At 36.0% G+C, this 25,934-nt stretch carries 22 protein-coding genes and 1 tRNA gene; 16 read left to right on the top strand and 7 right to left on the bottom strand.

The annotated features are described in order from the left end of the window. Window positions 1–82 precede the first annotated feature (82 nt). The 5 genes from AA0X95_RS16665 to AA0X95_RS16645 all read left to right on the top strand — a co-directional run bounded on the left by AA0X95_RS16665 (window position 83) and on the right by AA0X95_RS16645 (window position 7,986). Window positions 83–2,836 (top strand): type I restriction endonuclease subunit R, encoded by a 2,754-nt coding sequence (locus AA0X95_RS16665; RefSeq protein WP_413299726.1) that lies wholly within the window; start codon window positions 83–85, stop codon window positions 2,834–2,836. Between the two features lie 168 nt (window positions 2,837–3,004). Then, window positions 3,005–3,589: a restriction endonuclease subunit S gene (locus AA0X95_RS16660; RefSeq protein ID WP_413299724.1), complete on the top strand. Its 585-nt coding sequence runs from the start codon at window positions 3,005–3,007 to the stop codon at window positions 3,587–3,589. 31 nt (window positions 3,590–3,620) lie between these two features. Beyond that, window positions 3,621–5,174: a type I restriction-modification system subunit M gene (locus AA0X95_RS16655; RefSeq protein WP_413299722.1), complete on the top strand. Its 1,554-nt coding sequence runs from the start codon at window positions 3,621–3,623 to the stop codon at window positions 5,172–5,174. A gap of 8 nt (window positions 5,175–5,182) precedes the next feature. Next, a complete protein-coding gene (locus AA0X95_RS16650) occupies window positions 5,183–6,304 on the top strand; it encodes a restriction endonuclease subunit S (protein WP_413310080.1) in 1,122 nt (373 codons plus the stop codon). Between the two features lie 710 nt (window positions 6,305–7,014). Then, window positions 7,015–7,986 carry a tyrosine-type recombinase/integrase gene (locus AA0X95_RS16645; protein WP_413299720.1) on the top strand — a complete coding sequence of 324 codons (972 nt, stop codon included), beginning with the start codon at window positions 7,015–7,017 and terminating at the stop codon, window positions 7,984–7,986. Window positions 7,987–8,239: 253 nt separating this feature from the next. Here the strand turns inward: AA0X95_RS16645 and AA0X95_RS16640 are convergent, their stop codons facing one another. Genes AA0X95_RS16640 through AA0X95_RS16625 form a run of 4 tightly spaced genes read right to left on the bottom strand, consistent with a single transcriptional unit; the run spans window position 8,240 to window position 9,841 of the window. Further along, the gene (locus AA0X95_RS16640) at window positions 8,240–8,899 is read right to left on the bottom strand and encodes a hypothetical protein (protein WP_413299718.1); all 660 of its coding nucleotides are present in this window, start codon (window positions 8,897–8,899) and stop codon (window positions 8,240–8,242) included. Window position 8,900: 1 nt separating this feature from the next. Beyond that, window positions 8,901–9,152: a hypothetical protein gene (locus AA0X95_RS16635; RefSeq protein WP_413299716.1), complete on the bottom strand. Its 252-nt coding sequence runs from the start codon at window positions 9,150–9,152 to the stop codon at window positions 8,901–8,903. Next, on the bottom strand, window positions 9,145–9,567 hold the full coding sequence (locus AA0X95_RS16630) for a hypothetical protein (RefSeq protein ID WP_413299714.1): 423 nt from the start codon (window positions 9,565–9,567) through the stop codon (window positions 9,145–9,147). Before AA0X95_RS16630 ends, AA0X95_RS16635 begins: the two co-directional genes overlap by 8 nt. Next, window positions 9,560–9,841, bottom strand: coding sequence for a hypothetical protein (locus AA0X95_RS16625; RefSeq protein ID WP_413299712.1), 282 nt, complete (start codon window positions 9,839–9,841; stop codon window positions 9,560–9,562). The genes AA0X95_RS16630 and AA0X95_RS16625 overlap by 8 nt, the downstream gene beginning before the upstream one ends. A 1,097-nt stretch (window positions 9,842–10,938) precedes the next feature. Here AA0X95_RS16625 and AA0X95_RS16620 point away from each other — a divergent pair. Further along, the gene (locus AA0X95_RS16620; protein ID WP_413299710.1) at window positions 10,939–11,859 is read left to right on the top strand and encodes a hypothetical protein; all 921 of its coding nucleotides are present in this window, start codon (window positions 10,939–10,941) and stop codon (window positions 11,857–11,859) included. A gap of 40 nt (window positions 11,860–11,899) precedes the next feature. Here AA0X95_RS16620 and AA0X95_RS16615 read toward each other — a convergent pair whose 3' ends face one another. After that, a complete protein-coding gene (locus AA0X95_RS16615; protein ID WP_413299708.1) occupies window positions 11,900–12,199 on the bottom strand; it encodes a hypothetical protein in 300 nt (99 codons plus the stop codon). A gap of 386 nt (window positions 12,200–12,585) precedes the next feature. Between AA0X95_RS16615 and AA0X95_RS16610 the strand changes: the two genes are divergently transcribed. The 5 genes from AA0X95_RS16610 (at window position 12,586) to AA0X95_RS16590 (ending at window position 15,061) form a co-directional block, all read left to right on the top strand. Beyond that, a complete protein-coding gene (locus tag AA0X95_RS16610; RefSeq protein WP_413299706.1) occupies window positions 12,586–13,215 on the top strand; it encodes a recombinase family protein in 630 nt (209 codons plus the stop codon). A gap of 206 nt (window positions 13,216–13,421) precedes the next feature. After that, window positions 13,422–13,583 (top strand): hypothetical protein, encoded by a 162-nt coding sequence (locus tag AA0X95_RS16605; RefSeq protein WP_413299704.1) that lies wholly within the window; start codon window positions 13,422–13,424, stop codon window positions 13,581–13,583. A gap of 138 nt (window positions 13,584–13,721) precedes the next feature. Next, entirely contained in the window at window positions 13,722–13,934 is a 213-nt protein-coding gene (locus AA0X95_RS16600) for a hypothetical protein (protein ID WP_413299702.1), read from the top strand. Window positions 13,935–14,132: 198 nt separating this feature from the next. Next, window positions 14,133–14,229, top strand: a tRNA-Sec gene (locus AA0X95_RS16595). A 94-nt stretch (window positions 14,230–14,323) separates the two neighbouring features. Further along, window positions 14,324–15,061: a tyrosine-type recombinase/integrase gene (locus AA0X95_RS16590; protein WP_413299700.1), complete on the top strand. Its 738-nt coding sequence runs from the start codon at window positions 14,324–14,326 to the stop codon at window positions 15,059–15,061. Between the two features lie 299 nt (window positions 15,062–15,360). Here the strand turns inward: AA0X95_RS16590 and AA0X95_RS16585 are convergent, their stop codons facing one another. Further along, window positions 15,361–15,525 carry a hypothetical protein gene (locus tag AA0X95_RS16585; RefSeq protein WP_413299698.1) on the bottom strand — a complete coding sequence of 55 codons (165 nt, stop codon included), beginning with the start codon at window positions 15,523–15,525 and terminating at the stop codon, window positions 15,361–15,363. A gap of 111 nt (window positions 15,526–15,636) precedes the next feature. Then, window positions 15,637–15,783 (bottom strand): hypothetical protein, encoded by a 147-nt coding sequence (locus AA0X95_RS16580; RefSeq protein ID WP_413299696.1) that lies wholly within the window; start codon window positions 15,781–15,783, stop codon window positions 15,637–15,639. 609 nt (window positions 15,784–16,392) lie between these two features. On the opposite strand from AA0X95_RS16580, the gene AA0X95_RS16575 reads away from it, so the two are divergent. The 5 genes from AA0X95_RS16575 (at window position 16,393) to AA0X95_RS16555 (ending at window position 25,931) form a co-directional block, all read left to right on the top strand. Continuing rightward, window positions 16,393–17,508 carry a hypothetical protein gene (locus AA0X95_RS16575; RefSeq protein WP_413299694.1) on the top strand — a complete coding sequence of 372 codons (1,116 nt, stop codon included), beginning with the start codon at window positions 16,393–16,395 and terminating at the stop codon, window positions 17,506–17,508. Continuing rightward, window positions 17,508–19,049 carry a hypothetical protein gene (locus AA0X95_RS16570; protein ID WP_413299692.1) on the top strand — a complete coding sequence of 514 codons (1,542 nt, stop codon included), beginning with the start codon at window positions 17,508–17,510 and terminating at the stop codon, window positions 19,047–19,049. Before AA0X95_RS16575 ends, AA0X95_RS16570 begins: the two co-directional genes overlap by 1 nt. Then, window positions 19,015–19,779: a DUF6063 family protein gene (locus AA0X95_RS16565; protein ID WP_413299690.1), complete on the top strand. Its 765-nt coding sequence runs from the start codon at window positions 19,015–19,017 to the stop codon at window positions 19,777–19,779. The genes AA0X95_RS16570 and AA0X95_RS16565 overlap by 35 nt, the downstream gene beginning before the upstream one ends. Next, window positions 19,779–24,341: a hypothetical protein gene (locus tag AA0X95_RS16560; protein ID WP_413299688.1), complete on the top strand. Its 4,563-nt coding sequence runs from the start codon at window positions 19,779–19,781 to the stop codon at window positions 24,339–24,341. Before AA0X95_RS16565 ends, AA0X95_RS16560 begins: the two co-directional genes overlap by 1 nt. A gap of 531 nt (window positions 24,342–24,872) precedes the next feature. Continuing rightward, complete coding sequence (locus tag AA0X95_RS16555) at window positions 24,873–25,931, top strand: SIR2 family protein (protein ID WP_413299686.1); 1,059 nt, start codon at window positions 24,873–24,875, stop codon at window positions 25,929–25,931. Window positions 25,932–25,934 lie beyond the last annotated feature (3 nt).

Raw genomic sequence — 25,934 nt, 5'->3', positions numbered from 1 at the left:
TAGAGAAATTACTACTAGCACGAAACCAAAACATATATATTTTTGTATAATAAAGGATGATGGTATTAAGGAGGTTATCACCATGGGATACCAACCTGAAGCAGAACTTGAAAAAAATTTACTTAAACAACTTGTAAATCAAGGCTATAAAGGGGTCAAGATTTCTGACTATGATGCCTTATTAGCTAATTTTAAGCAGCAGCTTAACTTATTCAATGAACATAAACTAAATGGACAACCATTATCTGATATAGAATTTAAGAGAATTCTTACTTTAATCGAAGGAAAAAGCATTTATGATTCTGCCAAAATCCTACGTGATAAATTATTAATTGAACGTGAAGATGGTACTCAATTATATGTAGAATTGCTAAACACAAAAGATTGGTGTAAGAATCTTTTTCAGGTTACAACACAAACCACTGTGACTGGTAAGTACACAAATCGTTATGACGTCACTATTTTAATAAATGGGTTACCACTCGTTCAAATAGAATTAAAAAGACGAGGCCTAGACTTTAAAGAAGCGTTTAACCAAATCCAGCGCTATCGTCGTCATACATTTCCTGGTTTATATCGTTTTCTACAAATTTTTATTATAAGTAATGGTGTCGATACAAAGTATTTTTCGAATTCTGATTATGACATTCAATTTGGATTTACATTCTTTTGGTCAGATGAAAAAAATGAACTGATTACAAACTTACAAAGTTTCAGTAGTACATTCTTAAATCCATGCCATCTTGCGAAGATGATTAGTCGTTATATGGTCATTAATGATACCGATAAAGCATTAATGGTCATGCGTCCTTATCAAATTTATGCAGTTGAAGCACTTGTAAAGCGTGCAACCGAAACGAATAACAACGGCTACATCTGGCATACAACCGGGTCTGGTAAAACACTGACTTCCTTCAAGGCTGGGCAAATTTTAGCTGATGAGGAAAACATCAAAAAAGTATTTTTCCTTGTCGATCGCCAAGACCTAGACAGTCAAACCATTTCTGAGTTCAACAAGTTCCAGAAGGGAGCGGTTGACCGCACAGACAAAACAGAAATCCTTATTGAGCAAATACAGAATCCAATGAAACGATTCATAGTGACAACTATTCAAAAAATGAACAATGCTATCAAAAATTCAAAGTACGTTAAGATCATGGAACCATTCAAACAAGAAAAAGTCGTTTTCATTATTGATGAATGTCATCGCAGCCAATTTGGTGATATGCGAAAAGAGATTGATCGTCACTTCCAGAATGCTCAATACTTTGGATTTACGGGAACACCTCGTTTTGTCGAGAATAAAAGTCAAGATGGTCGTACAACTGCTGACCTATTTGAAAAATGCTTGCATTATTACCTTATTAAAGATGCGATCCGTGACGGGAACGTACTTGGGTTTTCAGTTGAATATATTCGCACTTTTAATGCCAATATTGATGAAACGGATAAAACAAAAGTACAAGCGATTGATACAGATGAAGTGTGGCATGATGAACGACGTTTAAACTTAGTAGCTGACCATATAATTGATAATCATCAACGACGTTCGAAAAGCAAAGGCTATTGTGCTATGTTTACAGTTGATTCAATTCCAACATTAATTAAGTATTACGATATTTTCAAATCTAAGAATCATGATCTAAAGATTGCAGGAATTTTTTCATATGGGCAAAACGAGGAAAGCGATGGGACTGGTGAACATTCTCGTGAAGCTTTAGACCGCATGATTTCAGATTATAACCAAATGTACGATACAGACTTCTCCACAGAAACATGGGATCGTTACTTTTCTGATGTATCAAAAAAGGTGAAAAATGCTCAAATAGATATATTACTTGTCGTAAAGATGTTCTTAACCGGATTTGATAGCAAGCCACTTAATACACTCTATGTAGATAAGAACATGGTATATCATGATTTGTTGCAAGCATATAGCCGTACAAATCGTGTAGAGAAATCGACTAAGCCATATGGAAATATTGTTTGCTATCGAAATTTAAAAGAAAAAACAGATGAGGCAATTAAGTTATTTTCTAGAACAGACAACGTAGATACCGTTCTAATGGGTAGCTACGATGAATATTTAAAAGCGTTCAAGGAAGCTGTGAAAAATTTACGAAATGTTGCAGTCATTCCTGAAGAAGTAGACGGGCTAGAAAGAGAGGAAGAAAAGCGGCAATTTATCATTGCATTTAAAAATGTGACGAAATTCCTCCAACGTTTACAGTCATTTTCTGATTTTGAGTTTGATGAATCAGAGCTAACGATTTCCCAACAATCATATGAAGATTACAAGAGCAAATATTTCAAGGTTTACGAAGATTTTAAGCGTAGCGAAGTGCCAAAAGAATCGATTTTACATGACATCGACTTTGAGTTAGAGCTAATGTATACAGACAAGATTAATGTCAGCTACATTTTGAATCTAATTGCGAGCCTTAACACAGAAAACGAAAAAGAACGTGACAAAGAGATTCGTTTTATCAAACAAGAATTAGACCATGCATCTGATCCGAAGTTACGTCTAAAAACTGAATTGATAAAAGGTTTCTTAGATAAGGTCGCACCAACGTTAGCACCCAATGAATCTGTGATGGATGCATACAATCGTTACGAAGAAGAAATGAGTGAACAAGAACTCTCAACTTTTGCGAAAGAAGTAAATATTGAAGATAGTGTATTACGTGAACAAGTATCAACATATGAGTATTCCAGTTTAATTGAAAAAAATACGATTATGGATTCTTTATCAGGTTCATTCTTGAAAAAGAATAAAGCAATCAAAGCTATTACTTCTTTCATTCGTGACTTTACCGAAAAATACGGTGCGTAGTTACAACATACCCCATTTAATAAATGAGAGGGCGCTAAATTAGCGCTCTTTCTTGTTATTTTAAAAAATATCAAAAATTTAATAGAAAAACATTGATATTTTAAAAAATATCATGTATATTAAATTTATTGATGTTGATATATTAAAAAATATCAAAGGAGGAGTGTTGTGAAACTATATCAAATTGCGCAATTTACACAAGGTGCTTTTGCAAATCGGTTGGAAGCTTTTTCTGACGACATTGAGACATCAAAAGTCAAACCACTATCGTTAAAGGAATTTAACGAAACACTGGGCTTAGCTTATCGAATTTCAAATGAAAAAAATGTGGAAATTACTGTACCGAAGGAAAAATTGGCACCACAACTGTTAACTGATACTGTCAGTCTTATTCTACACATGCATACGCAAAAAATCGCTCTGTTACCTGAGAAATATAGCGGATTATTATTAACAAATAATTTTATAAAAGTCGAATTAACAAGTGATGTAGATGCAGCCTTTTTTGAATGGTACTTTAATGAACATCCATCGATTCAAAAGCAATTGTCTGTGTTAAGCGAGGGAACGGTCATTTCATTATTGAAGCTGTCCCATTTAAGGGAATTAGAAATTGACTTACCACCTATTCAAAAGCAAATCATTATTGGTAAAGTCGCTCAGCTCAAAAGGAGAAAAGAATTATTGATGGCTGAAAAAACTGAATTACAACAGCTATATATTCAGCAACAGCTGATTCAAAGTATTACCTAAAACGAATAATCTACTTTAGGAGGAATTAACAATGACAACGAGTGAAAAGCAACGGCAGCAACAAGCTGACTTGCATAAAAAATTATGGGCAATGGCAAATGACTTACGAGGTCAAATGGATGCCAGCGAATTTAAGGACTATATTTTAGGGTTAATCTTCTACCGTTACTTATCAGAAAAAGTAGAAGCCCGTTCAAACGAATTGCTAAAGGAAGATAACATTTCTTATGCAAAAGCGTGGGAAAGTGAAGAGTACCGTGAGGACTTAGCTGAGTATCTTATTGATGAGTTAGGTTATGTAGTAGAGCCACAATTCCTGTTCTCACGTTTCCTTGAAGAAATCGAAAAAGGGGCAAAGGGTAGCTTTGATGTAGAGATGCTACAAAACGGTGTAAAAGCAATTGAAACATCTACTTTAGGTACTGAAAGCCAAGACGATTTCCAAAATCTATTCGACGATATGGATTTAACTTCTTCTCGCTTAGGACGTACAGTGAAGGATCGTACAAGTTTAATCAGTAAAGTCATTGTCAACATTGCGAGCATTCCATTTTTACAAGATGATGTAGAAATTGATGTTTTAGGTGATGCATACGAATACATGATTTCTCAATTTGCAGCAAATGCAGGGAAAAAAGCTGGTGAGTTTTATACACCACAACAGGTATCTAAAATCTTAGCGAAGATTGTGACTGCTGGTAAATCAGAAATTCGAGATGTATATGACGGGGCTTGTGGTTCAGGTTCCTTGCTCCTTCGTGTAGGTAAAGAAGCGAAAGTATACAAATATTACGGACAAGAAAAAGTATCAACAACCTACAACCTAGCTCGTATGAATATGCTATTACATGATGTCCCATACCAACGTTTCGATATTCAAAATGCGGATACATTAGAAGAACCGCAACATATTGACCAACGCTTCGAAGCGATCGTTGCCAATCCTCCATACTCGGCAAAATGGAGCGCAGATGACAAATTCAAAGAAGATGAACGCTTTAGTGCTTATGCTAAGCTAGCTCCAAAGTCAAAAGCAGACTTTGCCTTTATACAACACTTTATTCATCAATTAGATGATAATGGCACAATGGCAGTTGTACTACCACACGGTGTACTATTCCGTGGCGCAGCAGAAGAAGCGATTCGTAAGTATTTAATTGAAGAGAAAAATTATTTAGATACAGTAATCGGGTTACCAGCAAATATTTTCTACGGTACGAGCATTCCAACGTGTATTCTAGTATTCAAAAAATGTCGTAAGCATGATGAGGATGTATTATTCATTGATGCATCCAATGAATATGAAAAAGGGAAGAACCAAAATCATTTATCAGATGAACATGTTGAAAAAATCATTGCTACATTCTTAAGTCGAGAATCAATCGATAAGTATTCATACGCAGCTTCACTAGATGAAATCAAAGAGAACGACTATAACTTAAACATCCCTCGCTACGTCGATACATTTGAAGAAGAAGAACCGATTGACCTGAAAGCAGTTGCACAACGTCTGAAAGAAATAGATGAGGAAATCACAAAAGTGGATAGTGATTTAGTGAAGTACTTTAAAGAGTTGGGGGTGTAATTAATTTGATGAATGCACCTAAATTAAGGTTTAACGAATTTAAGGACGAATGGAAAGCTAAAGATCTAAAACAAGTTTTAAAAGTGAACTCTGGTAAAGATTACAAACATTTAGGAATAGGTGACATTCCTGTATATGGTACAGGTGGATATATGACTAGTGTAGATAGTAGCCTTTCAGAAGAGGATGCTGTCGGTATTGGAAGAAAAGGCTCTATTGATAAGCCTCAAAAATTAAAAGCACCATTTTGGACTGTAGATACTCTTTTTTATTGTACTCCCAAAGATAATAATGATTTAGAATTTATATATGTTCTATTCGATAATATTAATTGGAAAAAACACGATGAATCCACAGGTGTTCCTAGCCTATCAAAAAATACCATAGAAAATATTATTAAGTATATACCCTCAACATTAGAACAGATAAAAATTGGTGAATTTTTTAATAAAATGGATTCAAAAATCCAACTTCAACAAGAAAAGATTGGCGTACTGAAGGAACAGAAAAAAGGGTATATTCAGAGGATTTTTAATCAAGAATTACGCTTTAAAGATCCCAATGGTTCTGCCTTTCCAAAGTGGCTAAAGAATGTTAAGGCAGAAAGTTTATTTGAATCTGTGTCGAATAAAAATCATAATGGGGATTATCCAGTACTTTCTGCTACACAAGATAACGGAATGGTTTTAAGAGATAGTTTAGAAAGGCATATGGCATTTAATGAAGATAATTTAAAGTCATACAAGCTTGTAGAAAAAAACGATTTTATTATTAGCTTACGTTCTTTTCAAGGTGGAATAGAATTTTCTAACCTTCAAGGTCTTGTTAGTCCTGCATACACTGTATTCAAAAGTAAAAGCGAATTGGTTTATGATTTGTACTTTGCCAAGCTATTTAAAACTGAAAATTTCATTTCACGATTAAGCTCAACAACATACGGTATTAGAGATGGAAAAGCTATTAGTTATAAGGATTTCTCTACTTTAAGGTTTAATATACCTTCAATTGAGGAACAAATGAAAATAGCAGAATTTTTAGATTTACTGGATCTGAAAATATTAAATGAAAATAAGAAATTGGAACAACTACAAAACCAAAAACATGCTTTCATGCAACAAATGTTTATCTAACAAATACAGCATCTCTCCATTCAGTTTGGAAAGATGCTGTTTCATTATTAGTAAGAACTCACTTACCTTGGTAAGGTTCACCTAGACTGTGGAGGAAAACCGCATCAATTTATGAATGTAAATAAAATTTCGTGCCAACACCGTGCCAAGTCCATGCCAAGTTGAAATTACAATCCATTTTAAACCATTTGAAGAAATGGCTTTATATCAAAGGTTTGACCGGATTTGTTGTTAATCAGTTCGTGCCAATTCGAGCAAAATTAATCAAGTTCGAAATGGAAGGTTATATTGTATGACCAAGGAAAAAACTTGTTAAATTTTTTTTGTGGTTGGATTCCGCTTTACTCCAAAATGGACAATATTTTTAATTGAAAAAAGTTAATATTTAATCTAACATGGAGGCTGTAGAGGTTGAGGGAAAACAGTCCAAAAAACGTTCAAGAGACTGTCCAAGGCCCTTTGATATTACTGCATTCCACGGGGCTGAATGGGATACTGGTGTCCTCCACAGTCTTCAAAACTGCTTGTTCGATTCCGCTGTTTTAGACCGTGTAGGAATCAGTAATATCAAGGGTTTTAGCGTTTAATATATCAAATGTCCTCCTCGGTCTAAATTGTATTTATTGCCTAAACTGTTGCAGACTGTTTAGTGAGACTGTTGAGGAAAATCACTTTTAACCGCCTATAAATATTTGTAGGGGGCTATTTTTATGCAGAAAACAGTTCGTAAATATAAACGTGGTCAAGGTAACGGAAAAAGTACAAAAAGGGTTTTAGATGAACTAACACTGGATGAAATGTTTGGAAAGTTCATGACCTTTAAGAAAACTGAAGCACTTGCACTTAGAACAATTAATGAATATTATATCCACTTTGAATATTTAAAAGAATTTCTTGGTGAAGATATGACGAGTGAAAATGTTACCTTAGAAGATTTCCGTGGGTATATAGGTTATATGCTTCATGAAAAAGAACTGGCACCGATGACAGTAAATATTAGAATTAGAACTATGCGTGCATTTATCCGATTCTGTTATACAGAAGGATATATTGATACTCCTATACATGAAAATTTCAAACCAGTGAAAGCACCTGAAGATACGTTGGAATCATTTACACCTGAAGAAATCAAAAGATTATTGGCTGTAATAGATGACGAAATGTATACAGGATTCCGTGATAAAGTCATTGTATTTGTCCTACTTGATACTATGGTTAGGATATCTGAATTGGTAGCTATGAAGCGTAGTAATGTAGATATAAAAAACGGAATTATTAAGCTTGAAGCAATGGGTACGAAAACAAGAAAAGCGAGGGAAGTTCCAATTTCAACTAAAACCTCCAAGTTACTGAAAGAATATATGAAGGAAACAGAAGATTTTTATGATGATTATTTGTTCCTTACTTATGATGGGCATCTAATGAATCATGCAACAGTTAGAATAAATTTGAGGGATTTTGGTAGGGAAGCCGGAATTACTAACAAGCGTGTTTCACCACATACATTTCGACATACAGGGGCATTATTCTATATTATGAATGGTGGCGACCCTTTCAGCCTTCAAAAGATTTTAGGGCATAGTGATATAAGTATGACACGTAAATATATTCAGATGACTAACACTGACGTAAGGAGACAACATAACTCATTTTCACCTATAAATAGCATATTTGGGAAATGAAATTTCAGACCGTCCTTCAGCTTCAGGGCGGTTTTACCTTTTTCTTCAGTTGATTATAAATAGAAAAAAATAAAGCCCTATAGTGAATCAGATGAATGATAGTACATCATTACTAATCTAATTTCGCTACAGGGCTTCTCGCAGACACGTATTTAGTTATCAAAAGGATTCTTAATTGGATTCCGTACAAGTACATTAAGTTCATGCCTAACGACTAGGTAACAGGCTATAAGAAGGGCTACAGTATACAGCATCATCCTAAGTCCTTCAGGCTGTTAAATGGTTTTAAATACTTGTAATCCGACTCTGTATAGTTCCCACTGACGAAACGCTGACATTCAGTTAATGATAACGGAAGATAAGTACGACCATCATTAGTATTAGTAGCTGTAGATTTTACGTTAGAATCCACAAAAACACCATTCTTTCTACCAGCCTGTACTAAGATTTCCTGTATCTTATAATCAAGGCTAGTTAATTCTTTCAGCTTTTCGCCTTCTTCTATCATCGAATCAATAAACTGTTTCTTATAGTACATCATCTTACTGTAGTGCTTCTTTTCCTGAATAGACTTTTCTTGTCTGTACAGCCTATCCAGTTCCACCAGCTTTTCACCAGCTTTAATCTGATGCTGTTTAATAGCATGGTTAATGACTAGCAAGACCTCTTTTTTCATTTCTAATTCATCGTTGTACTTCTGATGCTGTTTCTTCAGCTTATTAACGTGGGATTCATCAGTACCGTTTAATACAGCGGAAGCGGAAGCTTCAGGTATTTCTACCTCTTGAAGCATCTTAACCTCTAGCTGTAAGTATTCAATTCTCTCTGTAGTATCCTGTAATCTCCCGTAAAGATCCGATAGCTTATTGTTATATTCCTCTATGAATGATTCTACTTGGTGTCTAACTGTCATCTTACTTTTCCCCCTTATTTTCATGAATGATAAATGGACTATTTTCATATCTAAACTTGTGGACATCTTCAGGCTTAACCCATGCTATTCCATTGTTAAACTTGTATCCATAGCGTGATTCATTGAAGTAGTAGTGTACCGTACCTTTAGCGGTTACTGACTTGTAAACAGGCAATTCTACTTTAATTAATTGATTGCTGAAGTAGTTCTGTAGGTATTGAAGCCTTTCTTGATTGATTCCGCTGTTACTCATTTTCATTTCCCCTTAACTTAAAAATTTCCACGTTAGGATTCCAGTAATGTAACTGGTTGCGGTGGATGTAACCTTGAATGTTATTTTTCATAGTACGCTGTAGGCTACCGTAGTAAAGCTTATTCTTCAGAAGGAAATTAACCTTAGATGTGTAAGCTTTCTTGTTTGTCGTAGCTATCAGATTATTGATGCCAATAATAGCCTTGTATCTTGTCTTAGATAATAGGCTGTTTAAGGAATCCTTAGCCTTATCTGATGCCAAATCTAACGGCTGACGGTAATTGATTTCTATCCTTTCAATACGGTTGATAAGTAATTCCAGCTTTATATTCAATTCCTCTTTAGTGATTTCTTCCTGATACCATTCTTTGCTGTAGTCGATAAGTTCCTGACAGATAGAGTTAATCTCATTCATTGATACCACGTCCTTTCAGTTTCTTTGCTTTAGAAGTCATTTGATGTATCAGCATCAGTTCCGCTGTTTCCATGCCATAGCTAGTAAAAATATCTAAGATAATAGCCTTCTGATAATCCTTCATGTTCCCACTTTTAAGTAGGTACAGGACATTCTGTCTAGTGCATCGTAAAGGTAAGGCTAGGTGCTGATAGGTTAAGCCGTATATCTTTAGAAGGGCAGAAATAGTATCACTGTCCAGCATCTTCAGTACTTCATGCTTTTCATATTTCAATAGGGTCACGTCCTTAAAAATAGATACGAAAAAAGAAGCCATACCTATAAGGCATGACTTTCGTCTTTTCAATTGTTGGAAGGGTATATAAAGTAAGTCTTTAACATGTTGGAAGTAGCTGAAGGATAAAACAGAAAGGGTAAAAACAAATATCCTACAGCTAGTTCCACTCTTATAGGTAGTTAAAGGGGTGTAAATACTACACGTTTTATCAGTTGTCATAAAGGTGTCACAATTATAGAAGGGATAGCTTATATTAAATTTAGGACAAGGGTTGTATCAAAATAGGGACAAGGCAGTACCGTATACAGGACAAGTAGGGGGTTAGCTGAAATAGGGGTAAAATGCCGAATTTGGTTCTACAAAAAATGCCTTCTCTAGGCTAGTAGATATTATCTACAAACGTTGATATGACTTGTTTTCATAACCGTTTTCAAAAACTTAACATTTCTTCTGTAGAACTTAGGGGGGTTCAACCGCCTATATATACAGAAAGATAAAGATAAGATAACTGTTACTAATACTACTGTAGTATCTTAGATACTTCGTTTAGTATTCAGTTAATAAGCGTTACTAACTCGAAGCTAAAGCTTCTCGTGAATCATTCACTCCGTTCATGATTCTAAATTAAATAACACTAATAAATATCTGTTACTAACACTGTAACAGTGATAGATAGTATAGATATAGTTAAATAAAGTTTATCCTGAACGAAGTGAAGGATTAGCCGAAGGCTAGGAGATAAAGCTAATAAAGGATAAATGTAACTGTTTCATCAGCTATTATTATTATTATTATTATTATTATTATAGTTTTATTGGTTATAGTTTACTGGTATGGCTGGTTAAAATTCTTTACCATGCTTGGTTAAATTTCTTTACTTAGATACTTAATACACGATTCCCCACTGGTTGATTAATTTCAGCTGGTGGGAATTTTTTTTGTGTCTATAGATAACAGTTCCCCAAACCGATCGCCATTGGCGATTCGGTGGGTCACTTAAAAAACTGGTATATACATAAAACTCTTTCATGTATAGAGGATATAATCGATACTTGTCGAATATATGATTTTATATAGAAAAGGGGGCTGTTTAATTGTCACAACGGATTTCTGATTATCTAGTAAATGAAGGACTTTATGGTGTAGGGTTAAGTATTTCTAAAGCTGATTTACAGGAATTGCAACTTTTTTTAGAGGGACAATATAAGATTGAAGCTTATTGTTGTGATTGTAATGCTAATCGAATATTCAGTACAAAACCAATAAAAAAACAAGTAGGTAGCCCTACCAATCCACCAATAATACAACGTTCGTTTTCACCAGGAAGTGTAACAACTGAAGGACAAAATTCTTATCCCAGTTATGAAGAAATAAATGAAATAATGGATGCGATTGACCAATCTGAATATAATAAGTTGATTAGTAAGTATCCGAAGGTGGAAAAGACCTTTACTTGTGCGATGAATGAAACTCATACCTTAATCTTTTCTTGTTTAATAAAGGACAATCATATAATTAAGTTTGGTCAGTTCCCTTCACTAGCTGATTTAAACGTAAATAAATCAAAAAAGTATCGTAAGATTCTCGGGAAAAAATACACTGATTTTAATAAAGGTATCGGTCTGCACTCACACGGGGTTGGGGCTGGTTCATTGGTGTATTTACGTAGGATATTTGAAGAACTAATAGAAGAAGCCCACATTAAAGCTAAGCTTGAAGCAAATTGGAATGAAGAAAATTTTCCAAATCGAATGGATGAAAAAATCGTAAAACTTAAAGATTATTTACCTGATTACTTAGTAGAAAACAGGAAAATATATGGTATTTTAAGTAAAGGTATTCACGAACTTCCTGAAGAAACATGTATGGAGATTTTTCCAATCGTGAAGGTTGGAATAGAATTTATCTTAGATGAAAAAATCGAAAGAGAAGAAAGTGATAGAAAGAAAAAAGAAACTGCTGCACTTCTCGAACGACTTTCATCAAAAATAGTGAAAGAATCAATAAAAGCATAGATAGAAAACGTAGTAGCTATATGCCACTACGTCTTTTTTTTTACATATTTTGAATCGATTTTACTGATGTTGCTTTGTATAACACATTATTTTCAGTGTCACGTCCAATAGAAAAATAATCAACTGTTCCGATAAATCCAGCTATCCCAACCATAGGAATAGCAGTAGATAAACTGGATGGTTCTCCATTAAAACTTAATCTTCCGTTAATAGAATTGCTATAGAGATTTTCGAGATAGTACTCTGTCTTTGAATCCCCAGCAGTAGCTTTATATCCATTTAAAATCGTATCTTCGTTAATCACTATTGATTGTCCATCAAGAAATGTAATTAGGACCATTATTATCCACCCCCTCCCGATACCATTCTATCAGATTACTAGAGGATTTATCTATACAGCAGTAAATAAATGTAAGTACAGCTATACCCAAAGTAGCCACGTACAGGGCATGATTTCAAATATCTTCTAATTGATAATCGTTATCAGTGAAGGTTTTAAGCTGTAAGGGGTGGGCATACATGAATGAGATACGAATCCACCAACTTCTTTACTGGATTCAAAAATATGTTTATTAAGGTATACTTTTAAGGACAATGTAAAGATGCTTCAGTTAGTGTTTATAAAAAACCTAAAATATATTTATAAACGTTTATAAAATTCAGTTTACCTTTACGAACATTGGGTGTATGATTAAATCAATTAATCTATTGTTTGGGGTTGATAATATGAGTAATAAGACATTCGCTTACATACGTGTATCCAGCAAGGAACAGAACATCGACAGACAGCTTCATGAAATGCTGAAATTAGGCATTAATGAGAGGGATATATTCATTGATAGGGAAAGCGGTAAAGACTTCAACAGAAGCCAATACCAAGCCCTAAAACAGTGTTTGCGTGAAGGGGACTTACTGTATATTAAGTCAATTGATAGATTCGGTAGGAACTCACAGGATATAAAGAAAGAATGGGAAAGTATCACCCAAGATATTAAAGCTGATATTAAAGTGTTAGATATGCCTTTACTGGATACCACGAATCATAAAGATAAGCTGGGTACATTCGTATCGGACTTAGTGCTACAGGTACTATCCTTTGTAGCTGATAGGGAACGTGATAATATCAGACAGCGACAGTCTGAAGGGATAGCTGTAGCTAAAGCTAAAGGGAAGCATCTAGGACGTCCACAACTTAATTTACAAACACTAAGTAAGGAAACAAAGGATACACTAATACGGAACTATAAAAGGTGGATAAATAAAGAGATTACAGCCGTGGAATTTATGGGATTATTAGGACTTAAAAAGAATACCTTTTATAAAATTATCAAGGAATATGAAACGGAAATAAACTAGCTTAAAGGCTGGTTTATTTTTTTATGTAGTGATTGATTATTAATAAACAAAAGAATGAAAGAAGTTTTGGGGATGGTATAGGCGGGGGTGCCGTGGGGGTTGGCTTATCAAAAAGACTGGTGAAAAATTTTTCGCTATAAAAAAATTAAGCCTATTGTCTGATAATTACTATACCTTTAGAATAAAGGATAAAAGGGGGAATCGGGATGCTAAGGAAGATTTATAGAGGACGGTACATGCCTTTTATCTGCGTAGGGGGGATAACGGGCGAATTGATTCATAGCTTAGGTGTATCTACTGGTATGAAGATTGGTGTATTACTGTTTATCTTAGTACATTTGTTTTGGCTTAAAATGAACCAGCTGTAATAGGCTGTTTTTTTTATGTCTGAAATCAGAAGGCTTTCCGTTATTGAAGTGAAATCAAGCTAACAAAAATAAGCTGAAGGCTTAGTTGAAATTACTACACATACTATAGAAAGCGAATTGATAGGGAGGGAATCAACCATGAAAAAACTCACTTTAGAATTAGATGAAAATGAATTTCAGATTCTACAGGAAATCACAAATCAAGTCATTGAAGTAAAAAATGAAGATGCAATTACTGACAGCGAAATCAATGAAGCTATCAGGGCATTAATTTTAAGATGCTATCTAAATGAAATCGTACCTACTAAATACGGTGAAGATGCTGTGGTGAAAATTAAAGAAAATAATTGAATAAAACAAATCCAGTTTTAGTCGCTAGAAGTTAATTCTGATAGCGATTTTCTTAATTTTGACACATTATTTCACTTGAAAAAAGTGAATACTTCATCCATAATAAGACCGTGGTAGTTAAGAGTGAGACTGGCGAGAACTTCGCATTAAGACTGGCGAGGAACATGCTAGAAACGTTGATTTAACGCTAACATCTATGGGGCTGAATGGGGTACTGGTGTCCTCCACAGTCTTCAAAACTGCTTGAGACCTGCGTGCCAGGTCTGGTGGGTTCGATTCCCACGCAGTCCCGCCAAATAAGATTTTCAATCATTTACATAATTTCTCACCTACACAGTCTTTTGTTCATTTTGAACGACACTGTGTGCGAGGTCACTGAAAGCTTTACAATGTGTGAGATGTTTGAGCGTTTTATGTGGTTTAAACAGTCTGAGGGTTTAGCACCTCGTACAATTGAGGAGTATAGGATTCACTTTCAGTGGTTACTGGATTATCTAGAACAGGACTTATTAGGGGAGCAAATGACACTTGATGTGTTTCTTGGTTGGGCTGATTTCATGTTGAATGAAAAGGGTCTTCAACCAACTGCCGTAAACATTCGTGTAAGAACAATGAGGGCATTCGTTCGATGGTGTTATCTGGATAATCTTATTGATACTCCAATTCACGAACGGTTCAAACCAATGAAAACAGCAGAAGACACAATTGAAGCTTTAACAGTATCTGAAATAAAGACTTTATTAAACGCTTTTGATGAATCTACTTTTGTTGGGTTTAGAGATAAAGTTATGGTCATGGTTCTTCTTGATTCAATGGTTCGTATATCTGAACTATTAGCAATGAAGCGGAGTAACGTTGATTTCAAAGCTGGGGTAATTAAGTTAGAAGCTATGAATACCAAAACAAGGAAAGCACGTGAAGTTCCTCTTTCGAGTAAGACCATGAAGCTTCTCAAGGAGTATTTTATTGAATCAGAGGATTTTGGAGAAGACCTCCTTTTCTTGATTTACGACGGTAGGGAAATGGTTTCTAATACTTGGAGAACTAGACTTCATGAAGTGGCTAAGCTTACTGGGATAAAAAAAGCTGTTCGACCACATGTTTTAAGGCTTTACTCTATATTTTGAACGGAGGTGACCCCTTCAGTTTACAAAAAATACTTGGGTATTCAGACATGAGTATGACTCGTAAATATATTCAAATGACCAACATAGACATAAAGCGTCAACACAATACATTTAGCCCATTAAAAAGCGTGTTTAAGTAAGTTACTAAATGAAGTTTGCTACTTTTTCTAGATTTTTAAATCATGAATATTTAACTAAACCGTTAGATTGTACTAACGTTTTTTTTTCTGTAGACCGATTTTCCGATTTTTAACCCTTTTAGTAGCTGGGATTGACTTTGAGAAAACTATAAGCATAATTTAAATAATCATTTGAATGTTTTTATAGGTAAAAAAACTTGCAATCCATATAGAGCGGTCAGAAAAGGTTACGATTACATCGAGATTGGTATCCTCGACATTCCATTCACCTTCTGCCCATTCTTCAGCTTCAATCCAAATATGTTTATTTCTGTTTTTATCCATCTATTTGCCCCCCCTATAATTCTACTAAGATTTATTATAGCAAATAGCAATAATCTTTTCGAAAAGAGCCTTATTATTTTATTAACTGAATTCCCTCATTTTTTATTTCCTTTACCCGTTGCACCTTACAGCTACCTGCATAGCATCTTGATACACGATGCGATTGTCCTTCTCATCCAATACTAAGTAACTCTCTTTGATTTCGAAAACGGGGAGTAGTGCTTTTTCAATCACTTGTACCAGATAGGAAAACTTCATATAACCTTCTTCGGTGAAGTAGAATGCACAAGGAATATCCATTTAGATATCCGGCTCCGTCAGCTGACTCATTAAATGGTTATAGAGTTTAATCTCATCTTCGGATAATGTTTGGTATCTAACATTTCAAAAGAAAAACAAACAATCCACAATTTAGCTTGGGATTGATATCATTAACCACTTCATATCTGATTAATTTTACTGTAGTCATATTAATCTCCTTCTAATGTGTAACTTGTACTAGGCAAAAAAATAGTTCGTGCCATTCACCTCACGAAGGAATACCGCAACTTAAACACCGCGAGTAGGTATCCTAGCTTGTGATTCTATAGATTCAATCCAGGTACTGTTTGATTTACTATCATTTAATCTCTTGGTTCCAATTCATTTTAAATCATCATCAGAGTAGTTGAAACCATAAGTATATCACCATATAGAACTTTGCCACATCACTCGGATGAGCCATTCTCTAGTCCTATTTTCCTGCAAGACAAATCAGTCCCAAATGAGTTTAAAAATAATAGCTTTAGTCCATATTGATTAGTAAGACAAGAGGCGTGGTATACACGCAATAATACCCTAAAATAATTGGAACAGAAGTGGTTGTTAATGAGAGAAATCATCCTAGAAGTAGTAGACCGGTATCAAGAAAAACAAGGCTCGTCAAGAAAACTATTGAAAATCGAAAAGCTAGAAAGAGATGTCGTGAATATACTAGGTTCAATCGAACAATACGAGAGAGCGGGCGGGTACAAACGGTTTTACGACGAAGTGCAGGAACTGAGAGCACAGCGTATACTTCAAGAATTATCGAAGCCGACGGCGAACTGGAAAAAACCTTCCCTGCATCAAACGTATTGGCTGCTGCCAAGATACACAGAGAACGAATGGAGTAAGGTAGACATCGGAAAGGTGTTAACGTTTCTAGATATTAATTTTTATTTACGGCACAAAAAATATCAAACGGTGGATGAATGGGAGAAGATATCGGCTCTTTATCAATTTTTATCCTCCAATGAAACTCGTAGCATTATCACAAGAGAGGAGCGGTCTTTAATGTTATTCAAAAACATGCAGCTGCCAGATGAAATTGAACCGGAAAAGTTATTGGCATCCTCATATGGTCAGCGCCTATTGTCGAGGTTGAATCTCACCCCTGAAGATTTGAGCTATCGAGTAGTGAGGGAACCATTCCACTACTGGGAAAACAAACAATGTCCTGAACAGCACCAACAAGAGGTGTTGGTGATTGAAGGGTTATCTACGTTCGAAACCCTCAAATGGATTTTGATAAATGGTCTTCCGTGGAATTTTGGTCCTATCCCTCATTATGTCGTGTGGGGAGAGGGATATCGCATTTCCGATACACTTGATTACCTTTATGAACTTAACCCTAACCCCAAGGAACTGACCATACGGTATACAGGTGACTTGGACTATGAGGGCTATAATATTTATCTCGGACTAAAACAGAGGTACAAAGAATGGAATATATCAATGGCTCATGCATTTTACTCCTTTATGATTTCGTTTATTGAGGAGTTTGCTGCGCCTATTCACAAAAATCAAAGAGTGGTAGACCGGCACCTGATGATGCTTCAACAGGAATTTAAAGAGTACCCCCAAACGTTTGAAGGGATTCAGAGGCTGTGGCAGGAGCAAAAACGAATTCCGCAAGAGTGTCTGAATCTCGAAACCATCTTTAATAAAGGAGGGTTTGATTGATGGAAAAGGCATTGAGGTTAGCAATGGAAGATATGGGACAACGGCTCAAAACACTCATTCCTATTTGGCTGCTTGGAACGGGTGCCAAGTTTAGTCCTGGTATTGAGCCGTATGCTCGCCCTTTATCATTCGGACTCTTAGCCAAACTGTTTTATCAAGAGTTGTTAGACGATGTAAACCGCACCAGAGAGGATTTAATTCATTCGGTTGTCCAAATGGCAGATGCCATGAGACTGGAGTGTGATTATCAAGAAGCGGAAAAAGTAGTCGACGCGTTATTGGTTAACACCGAGAGTACCAAACACATCTTCTCTTTCCAAGAGCATTTTTTTAATGAGAAGACTATGCAGTGGGAACTCTTCCAGTTCCAATACTTAGAAATGGACAGAGATGCCACCGATTTTGAAGAAGGAACAATCGTTTATAAATTATCTGAAGTGGCACAAGCATTGTTTTTGAATACCAACGAAATTCAGCAACAACTTCCTATATCGATTCAGCAGCTCTTAGTGGAATTGTTGATTGAAAAAGGAGAACTAAAGGTTGCCTTACGAATGCTTGATTCCTTGAATCACCGGCTCATCACCCTTTACAAGGAAGAAAAAATTCATAAGGACGAACTCATCCGGAATCCCAAAAATACCATCTATCTACACAAGAACCGGTGGGGGAAGCACCTAAAAGATGTGGAATTGCAATTTGATGATGAAGCTAAGAAGTATGAAAAACTAGAGCGAATTATCCGGAAAATATCCGTATCTCCAGAACATCAAGATACCTATTTGCAATTAACGAAGCGTATCTCAAAAACTCGAATTAACCATGATAAGTTAGCCAAATTGGTCATTGAGAACATTCGATTAGAGTTACAGATACGTACCAGTACCTTTCGCAGTATGTGGCTGACCAACATGACATCCTTTCGCAAAAATATTTGGGAAGATAAAGCCCAAGCTGTGGGCTTTGCCCATCCCGAGGACATGATTACATTGGTGGAATCTCTATTTTCTCCGATTAAACCAAGTATTCTCCCATTGGAATGGGGAATAGAAGATCAAATGGAACTATCGAATCACCAATCATTTGGCAACATCGACAAGAAAAATGGGAGTCCATTAAAACCCGTGGAACCGGATTGGGATTCTATTCTATCTTTATGGAAACCGATATTTGAAGAACTTCGTGATAAAGGTCGAGTATCGTTAAAACATCTACAAAGTATAGATGAATTCTCACTCGCTCGATGGGTTCAAAATCGAGAGGCATTTGATTACTGGGTTGCTTTTGACTCAGTAGAGGAGCCGTTCGTAATCAACGAGGAAAACTTACAGAGTGACAGTGATGAAAAGGCGATGTTACTGGCTCGCCTACTCGAAGCCTATCCCGAGGAATTTGAATCATTAAGAGGAAAAGCGATTGATAGTTTACCATCAGAGCACTCTATTATATTACGAAATAAAGTGGACGTATCCACCTTTCTATTAACCTTAAAGGAGCATAATGATTATGAATCATGCACAAATCCAAACAGCATCATCTGACCTAATGGCAACCTTATGGGCAAAGAAGTTTCTTCCACTTGACCATCCATTGGTAAGCCCTTACTTATCAGAACAGGAAGTTAGAAATTGTATCAGGAGATACGCAGATTCATTTGGGTTGCGAGTTGCCAAACAAGGCTCAAACCTTCACTTATTGGTCCAACCTCACGATTCCATCTTGACTAACCCTATAAGTGAACTAAAGAAGACAGTGAAAACCTACCAAAATCGTATCGACCTGTATTTATTAGGAGTAGTATGGATGGTCCTTTGTGCAGAGGCAGATAACGACATCGATACTTCTAAAATCAAATGGGAGAATGAAGGGTTATCGTATGCAGAAATTGAGGACCTAGTAAGTAAAAACTTAGAACAATGGTATGAGAAAGACAAAGCATCAGATGGTCAATTCTCGAAAGAATGGTCCCTTGCTGTTAAAGACATGTATAACAAATGGAAGATTCTCCGTTATAGCAAGGTTGAAAATGGAAGAATTCAGTACGTTAAAGACTCTCGATTGGGGGTTATTGATTGTGCGGTAAAAGAACTAGAAAAAGATAGAATGGTGTACATCGAGCGCACTGCAACAACTTCGCGTGCCACGCCAACACCTGTTTTTTTTGAACGGTTGAAAGCAAGGTTTGGCAATATGGACCGATACCAAGACCGCTACGAATTAATACAAGTGCTATTCCAAGATACCAAAGAATCTGGAGAGGTGGGGGCGTAATGGAAGCAAGACTTGCGAAAATGAGAATCGTCGGACTCCGTTACGATGCTGCACGTATTGAAACGGAAGATATGCAGTTTGACTATACCATTCCAGATTCTTTGCCTGGACACGGAGCGAATATCCTTCGAAACGGTGGGGGAAAAGGGGTTTACTTTCAATGTTTGTTTCAAACTTTAGACCCGCTCACTTCTTGGAAAGGAGATTCGAATCAAGTTGCTCACTTCTTTTTTAATGCTGATGAACAACCGATTCAATATACCTTTCATATTGTTCAAGATTGGTATCTTTCTCTTGATAAACGTGTCATTTTAGGGATTACTGTTATACCGCGTCTGTCTACTAGAGAAATGAAAAATGAATCCTCTTCGCCGATTGAATTGGATTTTTTTACATATGTTAGTGAACCCGGGCAGAACGAAGCTTTGGATATTTTTGATTTCCCATTATGGAACGAACAAGAAAAAGAGGCTCTTCCTTTTGATGAATGGAAGAATATGTTGAAGGCAGATGGGCACTTTAGCGTGTATACCAAGTATCAAAGGGAAGAATATCTCTCGAAGATTGAAGAGTTTGGGTATGATGCGAATACCGTTACCATCTTAAAGAATATCAACGTAGGCGAAGGGAGCCTGGAAAGGTTTTTTACGGGAGCGACAGATAACCAAGGGTTGTATTACCATCTTCTTGTTCCTGCGTTAAATGATAAAATCGAAGGAATCGATTCCCGGAAAGAGGGCGTGTATTCCATCGTCTCTCATTCCTTTTTGGATACGCTGAAAATAGCGAAAGAGCTTCCTGATTTAATGGCGATGGTGGACAGCATAGAACAAATCAATGACCACATTTACCCGTTAAAAGACCGGTTTAAAGAAGGAGAAGAGCTCAAGCAAAACCATGAACTGTGGCAAAACAAAGGGAAGGAATTGAATCAACTTCTCAGCACGATGGTGGAAACAAAGGAACAGCAAGTAGTCAAACTCAGAGAAGAAGAGGAAAGCCGTCAGTTTGACTTACAAATAGCCGAATGGAAGCTACAGAATGTGGACTATATTGAAATTCACCAGGAGCGGGACGAATTAGATGGTCAATATTTTCTGATGGAGGAAGAACAAAAGAAAGCGGAGTTTGCGGAAAAGCGTTTAAATAAGGAACATAAACAAGCACTCATTAATTTAGAATTAAGAAGAAGGGGAAGTGTAGTAGAGGAAGTCGATACTCTTAAAAAAAGTCTCCAGTCGCTTCTTGAGTCGGAAGATGTTAAAACGGCTAATCAAGGAATTCAAGAAATAGTGGCATACTTCCGGGAAAATTGGACCCGCATTTACGCAAATTGGGAAAAGGAAATCAACCGAAATCATCGCTCTCGTAAAGCTCACGAACAGAAGATTGAAGAGCTTAAGAATGAAACGAAAATCGAGCGGGATAAACAGCAACAGATGGTTCTGAGGATACATGACCTAACGAAAGAGATGGAACAGTTTGAATCGAAACTAGCCTCTGCATCCTCTCAGTATGGAGTGGACCTGACGTATCATATCCCAGAAACCATAGAGGAGACACAAAAGGAACGCAGTGAAACCGAAACAATCCGAAATGATGCGATAGTAGAACAAAAACGGTTAACAGATGAGTTGTTATCGACCCGAATAGAGATAGCGAAACAGGAACAACTTTTAGAAACGCTGGGCGAAGAAATTCAACGAGCTCAAGAACAAGTAACAGCGGTGGCTGCGGTTGAGAAAGAATGGATAGCGGAAGCGTCTAACCTATTACGCACCTCTTTACCTCAAGAGCAAGATAGAGATGGATTCTATGACATTAAGAAGCAATTATCTCAATTACTAGTGAATAAACGCAACGAACATCAGGCTGAAATGAGAAAAATGTGGACCGTGCAAGAAGATACCCTTTTAATTGAGGAAGGGGAAAAGATACATGCCTATATTCCCAATGCTGATTTATCAAAGGTGAAAAAGGCATTGGATGCTAAAAAAATTGAGTGTATGTATGGAACCGAGTATTTACATCAATTGTCTAAAGAAGAAGCCCGCCGGGAACTAGAGAAAAACCCAGCCTTACGGTACAGCATTGTCATTTTGGAAAATGCATTTGAATCGATTAACTTCTCTTTCATCCAAGATGAATTGATACGGAATCATGTTGTTCTGGTAGATAAAACACAGTCCAGCAAAAAAGATAAACATATTACAACGAACCCGTTTCTAAGCAAACAAGACGAGATGAACTACTTATTGAAGGACCGCAGTTCTCTGTTTGTAGAGGATGAATATGAATTTGAACAGTGGAAAGCTTCGATAGAATCGCAGTTAGATAATGCCGAAGTTCAAATGGAGCTTATCAATAAAACCATCGGTAGGACCGAAAAAGCATTACGAGAAATAGATATTCTTCTAAAGGGAAAAATCCGTTTGGAATGGGAGCAAGAAGTCGTGCGTCTCCAATCACAAAAGAAATCTTTAGAGGAAGCGCAAACAACGAGAAAGGAGACGCTCCAACGCATTCAACAACTTCTTGTGCAAACGGATAGGAACATTGAATCCTTTAACCAGTTAATCCAAGACCTGATAAAAAAGGAAGAAGAACTTCTTCAACTAAAACAGGAGCAAGATACCTATAAAGGAAATAAAAAACTGAGAACCGAATTGGTTTCATTGGAAGCTCAATTACTGTTTACTATTGGGGAATTGGAGAAGGAAACAGAATCCTACGTGACGCAAGATGCCAATAACCAATCAAGCTTTCAGGAATGGTGGAAAAATACCAATTTGAATTTTGTCTCGTTAAAAGGAATGCTCGAAGAGATACAATTGCCGGTTGCGGACGAACACCAAACCATTGGGGAAGGTGATTTACGTATTCACTCGTACCCTCGCTCGTTGGCTAAAGAGGATTTCCATCAATTAACTACTTACAGAGAGTTGCAAAACAGCTTAAGTAACAAAAACGTCCGAGTTGCTGAAATCAATGCCCGCGTGGATGTTTTAAACGAAAAGATAACACATATGGAACAAACACTGCAACAATTGGCGGGTGTTGAGTGGAAAACGATGGAGTCACCGACAGAAGATGAGGTTCATCTAGTGAGTATCGTGAGCCAATTAGCACAATCAGTGAAAGAGGCAGAAAAACAAGTCACCTCTATTTTGGAAAGAATGAATGCCAACCAAGAACTAATGGTATCGGTAGAAAAGAGGTTGCAGCGGAAGAAGGACCAAATAGACGAGGACTATCCTCAAGGAGCTCAGTATGTGGAGCTTACCGACTGCCAAGAAGCGCGGGCTACCTACCGCAAGGAACGGGATATAATCAAACAAAAATCAAATGCAGCGAAGTCAGAGATTACGAAATTATCTCGTTCCATTGATGATATCCATACGACGACTCGTTTGTTGGAATCTATGGGTCTTGCTACGAAGAGCCTGGTTCCCGAAACGCTTACTCAGGAAGAACGAGTCACGATTGTTCTCAATCCAATGGATTATTACACCAAGTGGACCCATGAAAACAACACCGCAACGAACCGGTTTCGCGTTCACCAAGACCATCTGCGTACTCGTATCAATCAAATAAAGGATACAATTGAATCGTTTACAAATATTCCGCTCAATTATCAACGAGAATTGGTCCATTTCTTATCTGTAATACGTGATATGAGCTTTGAAGAAGCTGTCAATTCCTTAGATAATTATCTGGATTGGGCAACGCATAACTTACAGGATGAACTGGAGCAAAAAGAAAAAGCCGATAAAGCCATTGACTTATATTGTGATAGACAAGCGAGACGAATCATGGACATCATCAATGGTCTACAAGACCTGGTTCGAAAAATGACCCTTATTAACTGGAAAGGGGAGCGGGTACGCTTAGCCAAGTTCAATAAGAATTATCCTTTCCCGTTTAACCACGAAGACATTAAACAATCGGTGAAGGACTTCTGTCTCAACGAGATTGAACACTATGTGAAACGATACAAAGAGCGGGTAAATGATTTGACCGTTCATGATGTAGCGAAGACAGTTAATATCTCTAAATTAACCCTAAAAGCACTTGGTGAGTTTCCAAAACTCATGATTCATATTCCGGACATTGATGGTGGATTACTACGAGGCGAGGAAAAGTTTCTTACCTACAAGGACTGGGAAACCATTAATATTGGAAGTACACGCTCCTCAACCAAAAGCGGAGGGCAGACCTTATTGGCTCACTTCATGATTCTTTCCATGCTAATGAGACAACGTGTTGAGGATAACAGTTCCTTGTTTATCGTATCAGATAATCCATTTGGAACCATGTCTGCCAGAGAATTAATTGAAGCGACCTTCAGTCTATTGGAATTGCTCAATATCCAGTGGATTGTTGTAGCTCCTCCTATAGCGAATACACATATTACATCCAAGTTTCCAACCATTCATAATTTGAAGCTGCAAGCGGTAAGTGGGGGACAAGTCTTAACGAAGAAACTGGTTAAGAATTATCGGAAGTATTTAGAAAACATTAGTATTTTGGACAATCCAGAAGACCAAACAGATATATCTTAAACATTTAAAACCATATATTATACAGCAAAAGGGGGGGGGTTCTCTTCCCTCGTTTTTTTGTACACTGGTTTCGCGCAGATACACACAATACTGTAATGAATAAAATGAAGAACGAGTAGACATACACATATCTATCATTATAATCTTGGGTCTATCCTTAAATATTTTTTGTCTTTTATATTATGCTTTATAATAATAATTAACCATATATTTGTGCTATTGTTAATTTTGATAGCCTCTCTTTGTCAAACTTATTATCATTTGTATCTTCGCTTTTCTTTCCTATATTATGAAAATTAGTTTCTATCCGCATTTCAATCCCCCAAAAAATAGTTGTGTCTTGGTATGAATTTGCTGATTTTTTTAAAAAATCGTTCAAAAGCCCATAAACGTCCAAGTGCAACATTCTTTACGAAAAGAGCCAAAAAATAAAACACTCAACTTATTTTTTATATATTATTATATTGTCGATATTTGGAAGTAAGGAGTGTCCGTATTTGAATAAAGTGTTAAATGATATAAAAAAGTATTTTGAAAGCGGTAATGTATGTAAGCTTTCTTGTTGGTGCTGGTGCATCGATTAAAGCAATAAATGGTTTAGGGAATTTTGAAATCGAAATTACGGAGATTATTAGAGATTATCAAGCTGAGCCAAGTCGAGAGAAATTAAATAGAATTTCAGAAAAGTTAAATGAGTTTATTAGAAAGTCTGTTACACCAAATAAAATACTGTTTCAAAAAAATTTGTCTAAATTTGAAAAAACTAGAGAAACTTTAGGAGAATATAAACAATTTCTAAAATTAATATATAATCTAATTCTTTTAAGAGCCTCAGATAAACTTCCAAAAAAGATAAATATATTTACAACAAATTATGATTTGTTTTTTAAAACTGCACTAGAAGAATTAAGACTTAATTACAATGATGGTGGAAACGGGAATCTTAAGCGGTATTTTGAAAGTAAAAATTTTCAGAAGAGAATTACTCTTATGAGCGACTCTTATTCTTATGAGTATGAATCCCCTATTTTCAATATTGTTAAGATACATGGTTCAGTTAATTGGTTCTTAGATAGAGAGAATATTATTATTACAAATAATTTATCAATTCCTATTATTAACAATAGCGATATTAATTCAAATGGGTTTTTAAAAGAAAACACCAATGTACCTATAATCTTGCCTACTAAGCAAAAATTTGTAAGAACTTTAATGGAACATATATACTACGATTTATCACGTTTTTTCGCTAATGAACTCGAGAGGAAAAATAGTATTCTTATATGTTTTGGTTTTTCCTTTGCTGATGAGCATATACGTTCCATGACATTAAGGGCTTTAGGTAATCCCAGCTTAACTATTTATTGTTTCCCTTTTAGCTACGCAGATGAACAAAGTATTTTACAATATTTTGATGGTCATGAAAACTTTAAGGTTGTTCGAATACATAATAGTTCTACAATTTCCCATGAAGGTAATTTTGTTTATGCAAATAAAACACTTACTGCAGAGGGAAGGATTAACTGTGATTTTAAGAACTTTATTAACATTTTTGAACATATCTATATTCAAGTAGCTGGGGGAGAATGAAGC

This window comes from Neobacillus phoenicis, from assembly GCF_047302305.1.
Classification (GTDB): domain Bacteria; phylum Bacillota; class Bacilli; order Bacillales; family Cytobacillaceae; genus Neobacillus.
Note: the sequence above shows the minus strand (reverse complement) of the source record. Positions and strands in the feature narration are given on the sequence as shown.

What these genes read in the sequence shown, in the direction of transcription:
- AA0X95_RS16590 (WP_413299700.1), top strand. Translation starts at nt 14,324, where the DNA reads ATGTGTGAGATGTTTGAGCGTTTTATGTGGTTTAAACAGTCTGAGGGT.
- AA0X95_RS16615 (WP_413299708.1), bottom strand. Translation starts at nt 12,199, where the DNA reads ATGGTCCTAATTACATTTCTTGATGGACAATCAATAGTGATTAACGAA.
- AA0X95_RS16580 (WP_413299696.1), bottom strand. Translation starts at nt 15,783, where the DNA reads ATGAAGTTTTCCTATCTGGTACAAGTGATTGAAAAAGCACTACTCCCC.
- AA0X95_RS16605 (WP_413299704.1), top strand. Translation starts at nt 13,422, where the DNA reads ATGCTAAGGAAGATTTATAGAGGACGGTACATGCCTTTTATCTGCGTA.
- AA0X95_RS16665 (WP_413299726.1), top strand. Translation starts at nt 83, where the DNA reads ATGGGATACCAACCTGAAGCAGAACTTGAAAAAAATTTACTTAAACAA.
- AA0X95_RS16635 (WP_413299716.1), bottom strand. Translation starts at nt 9,152, where the DNA reads ATGAGTAACAGCGGAATCAATCAAGAAAGGCTTCAATACCTACAGAAC.
- AA0X95_RS16560 (WP_413299688.1), top strand. Translation starts at nt 19,779, where the DNA reads ATGGAAGCAAGACTTGCGAAAATGAGAATCGTCGGACTCCGTTACGAT.
- AA0X95_RS16630 (WP_413299714.1), bottom strand. Translation starts at nt 9,567, where the DNA reads ATGAATGAGATTAACTCTATCTGTCAGGAACTTATCGACTACAGCAAA.
- AA0X95_RS16655 (WP_413299722.1), top strand. Translation starts at nt 3,621, where the DNA reads ATGACAACGAGTGAAAAGCAACGGCAGCAACAAGCTGACTTGCATAAA.
- AA0X95_RS16575 (WP_413299694.1), top strand. Translation starts at nt 16,393, where the DNA reads ATGAGAGAAATCATCCTAGAAGTAGTAGACCGGTATCAAGAAAAACAA.
- AA0X95_RS16565 (WP_413299690.1), top strand. Translation starts at nt 19,015, where the DNA reads ATGAATCATGCACAAATCCAAACAGCATCATCTGACCTAATGGCAACC.
- AA0X95_RS16650 (WP_413310080.1), top strand. Translation starts at nt 5,183, where the DNA reads ATGAATGCACCTAAATTAAGGTTTAACGAATTTAAGGACGAATGGAAA.
- AA0X95_RS16585 (WP_413299698.1), bottom strand. Translation starts at nt 15,525, where the DNA reads ATGGATAAAAACAGAAATAAACATATTTGGATTGAAGCTGAAGAATGG.
- AA0X95_RS16610 (WP_413299706.1), top strand. Translation starts at nt 12,586, where the DNA reads ATGAGTAATAAGACATTCGCTTACATACGTGTATCCAGCAAGGAACAG.
- AA0X95_RS16600 (WP_413299702.1), top strand. Translation starts at nt 13,722, where the DNA reads ATGAAAAAACTCACTTTAGAATTAGATGAAAATGAATTTCAGATTCTA.
- AA0X95_RS16570 (WP_413299692.1), top strand. Translation starts at nt 17,508, where the DNA reads ATGGAAAAGGCATTGAGGTTAGCAATGGAAGATATGGGACAACGGCTC.
- AA0X95_RS16640 (WP_413299718.1), bottom strand. Translation starts at nt 8,899, where the DNA reads ATGACAGTTAGACACCAAGTAGAATCATTCATAGAGGAATATAACAAT.
- AA0X95_RS16645 (WP_413299720.1), top strand. Translation starts at nt 7,015, where the DNA reads ATGCAGAAAACAGTTCGTAAATATAAACGTGGTCAAGGTAACGGAAAA.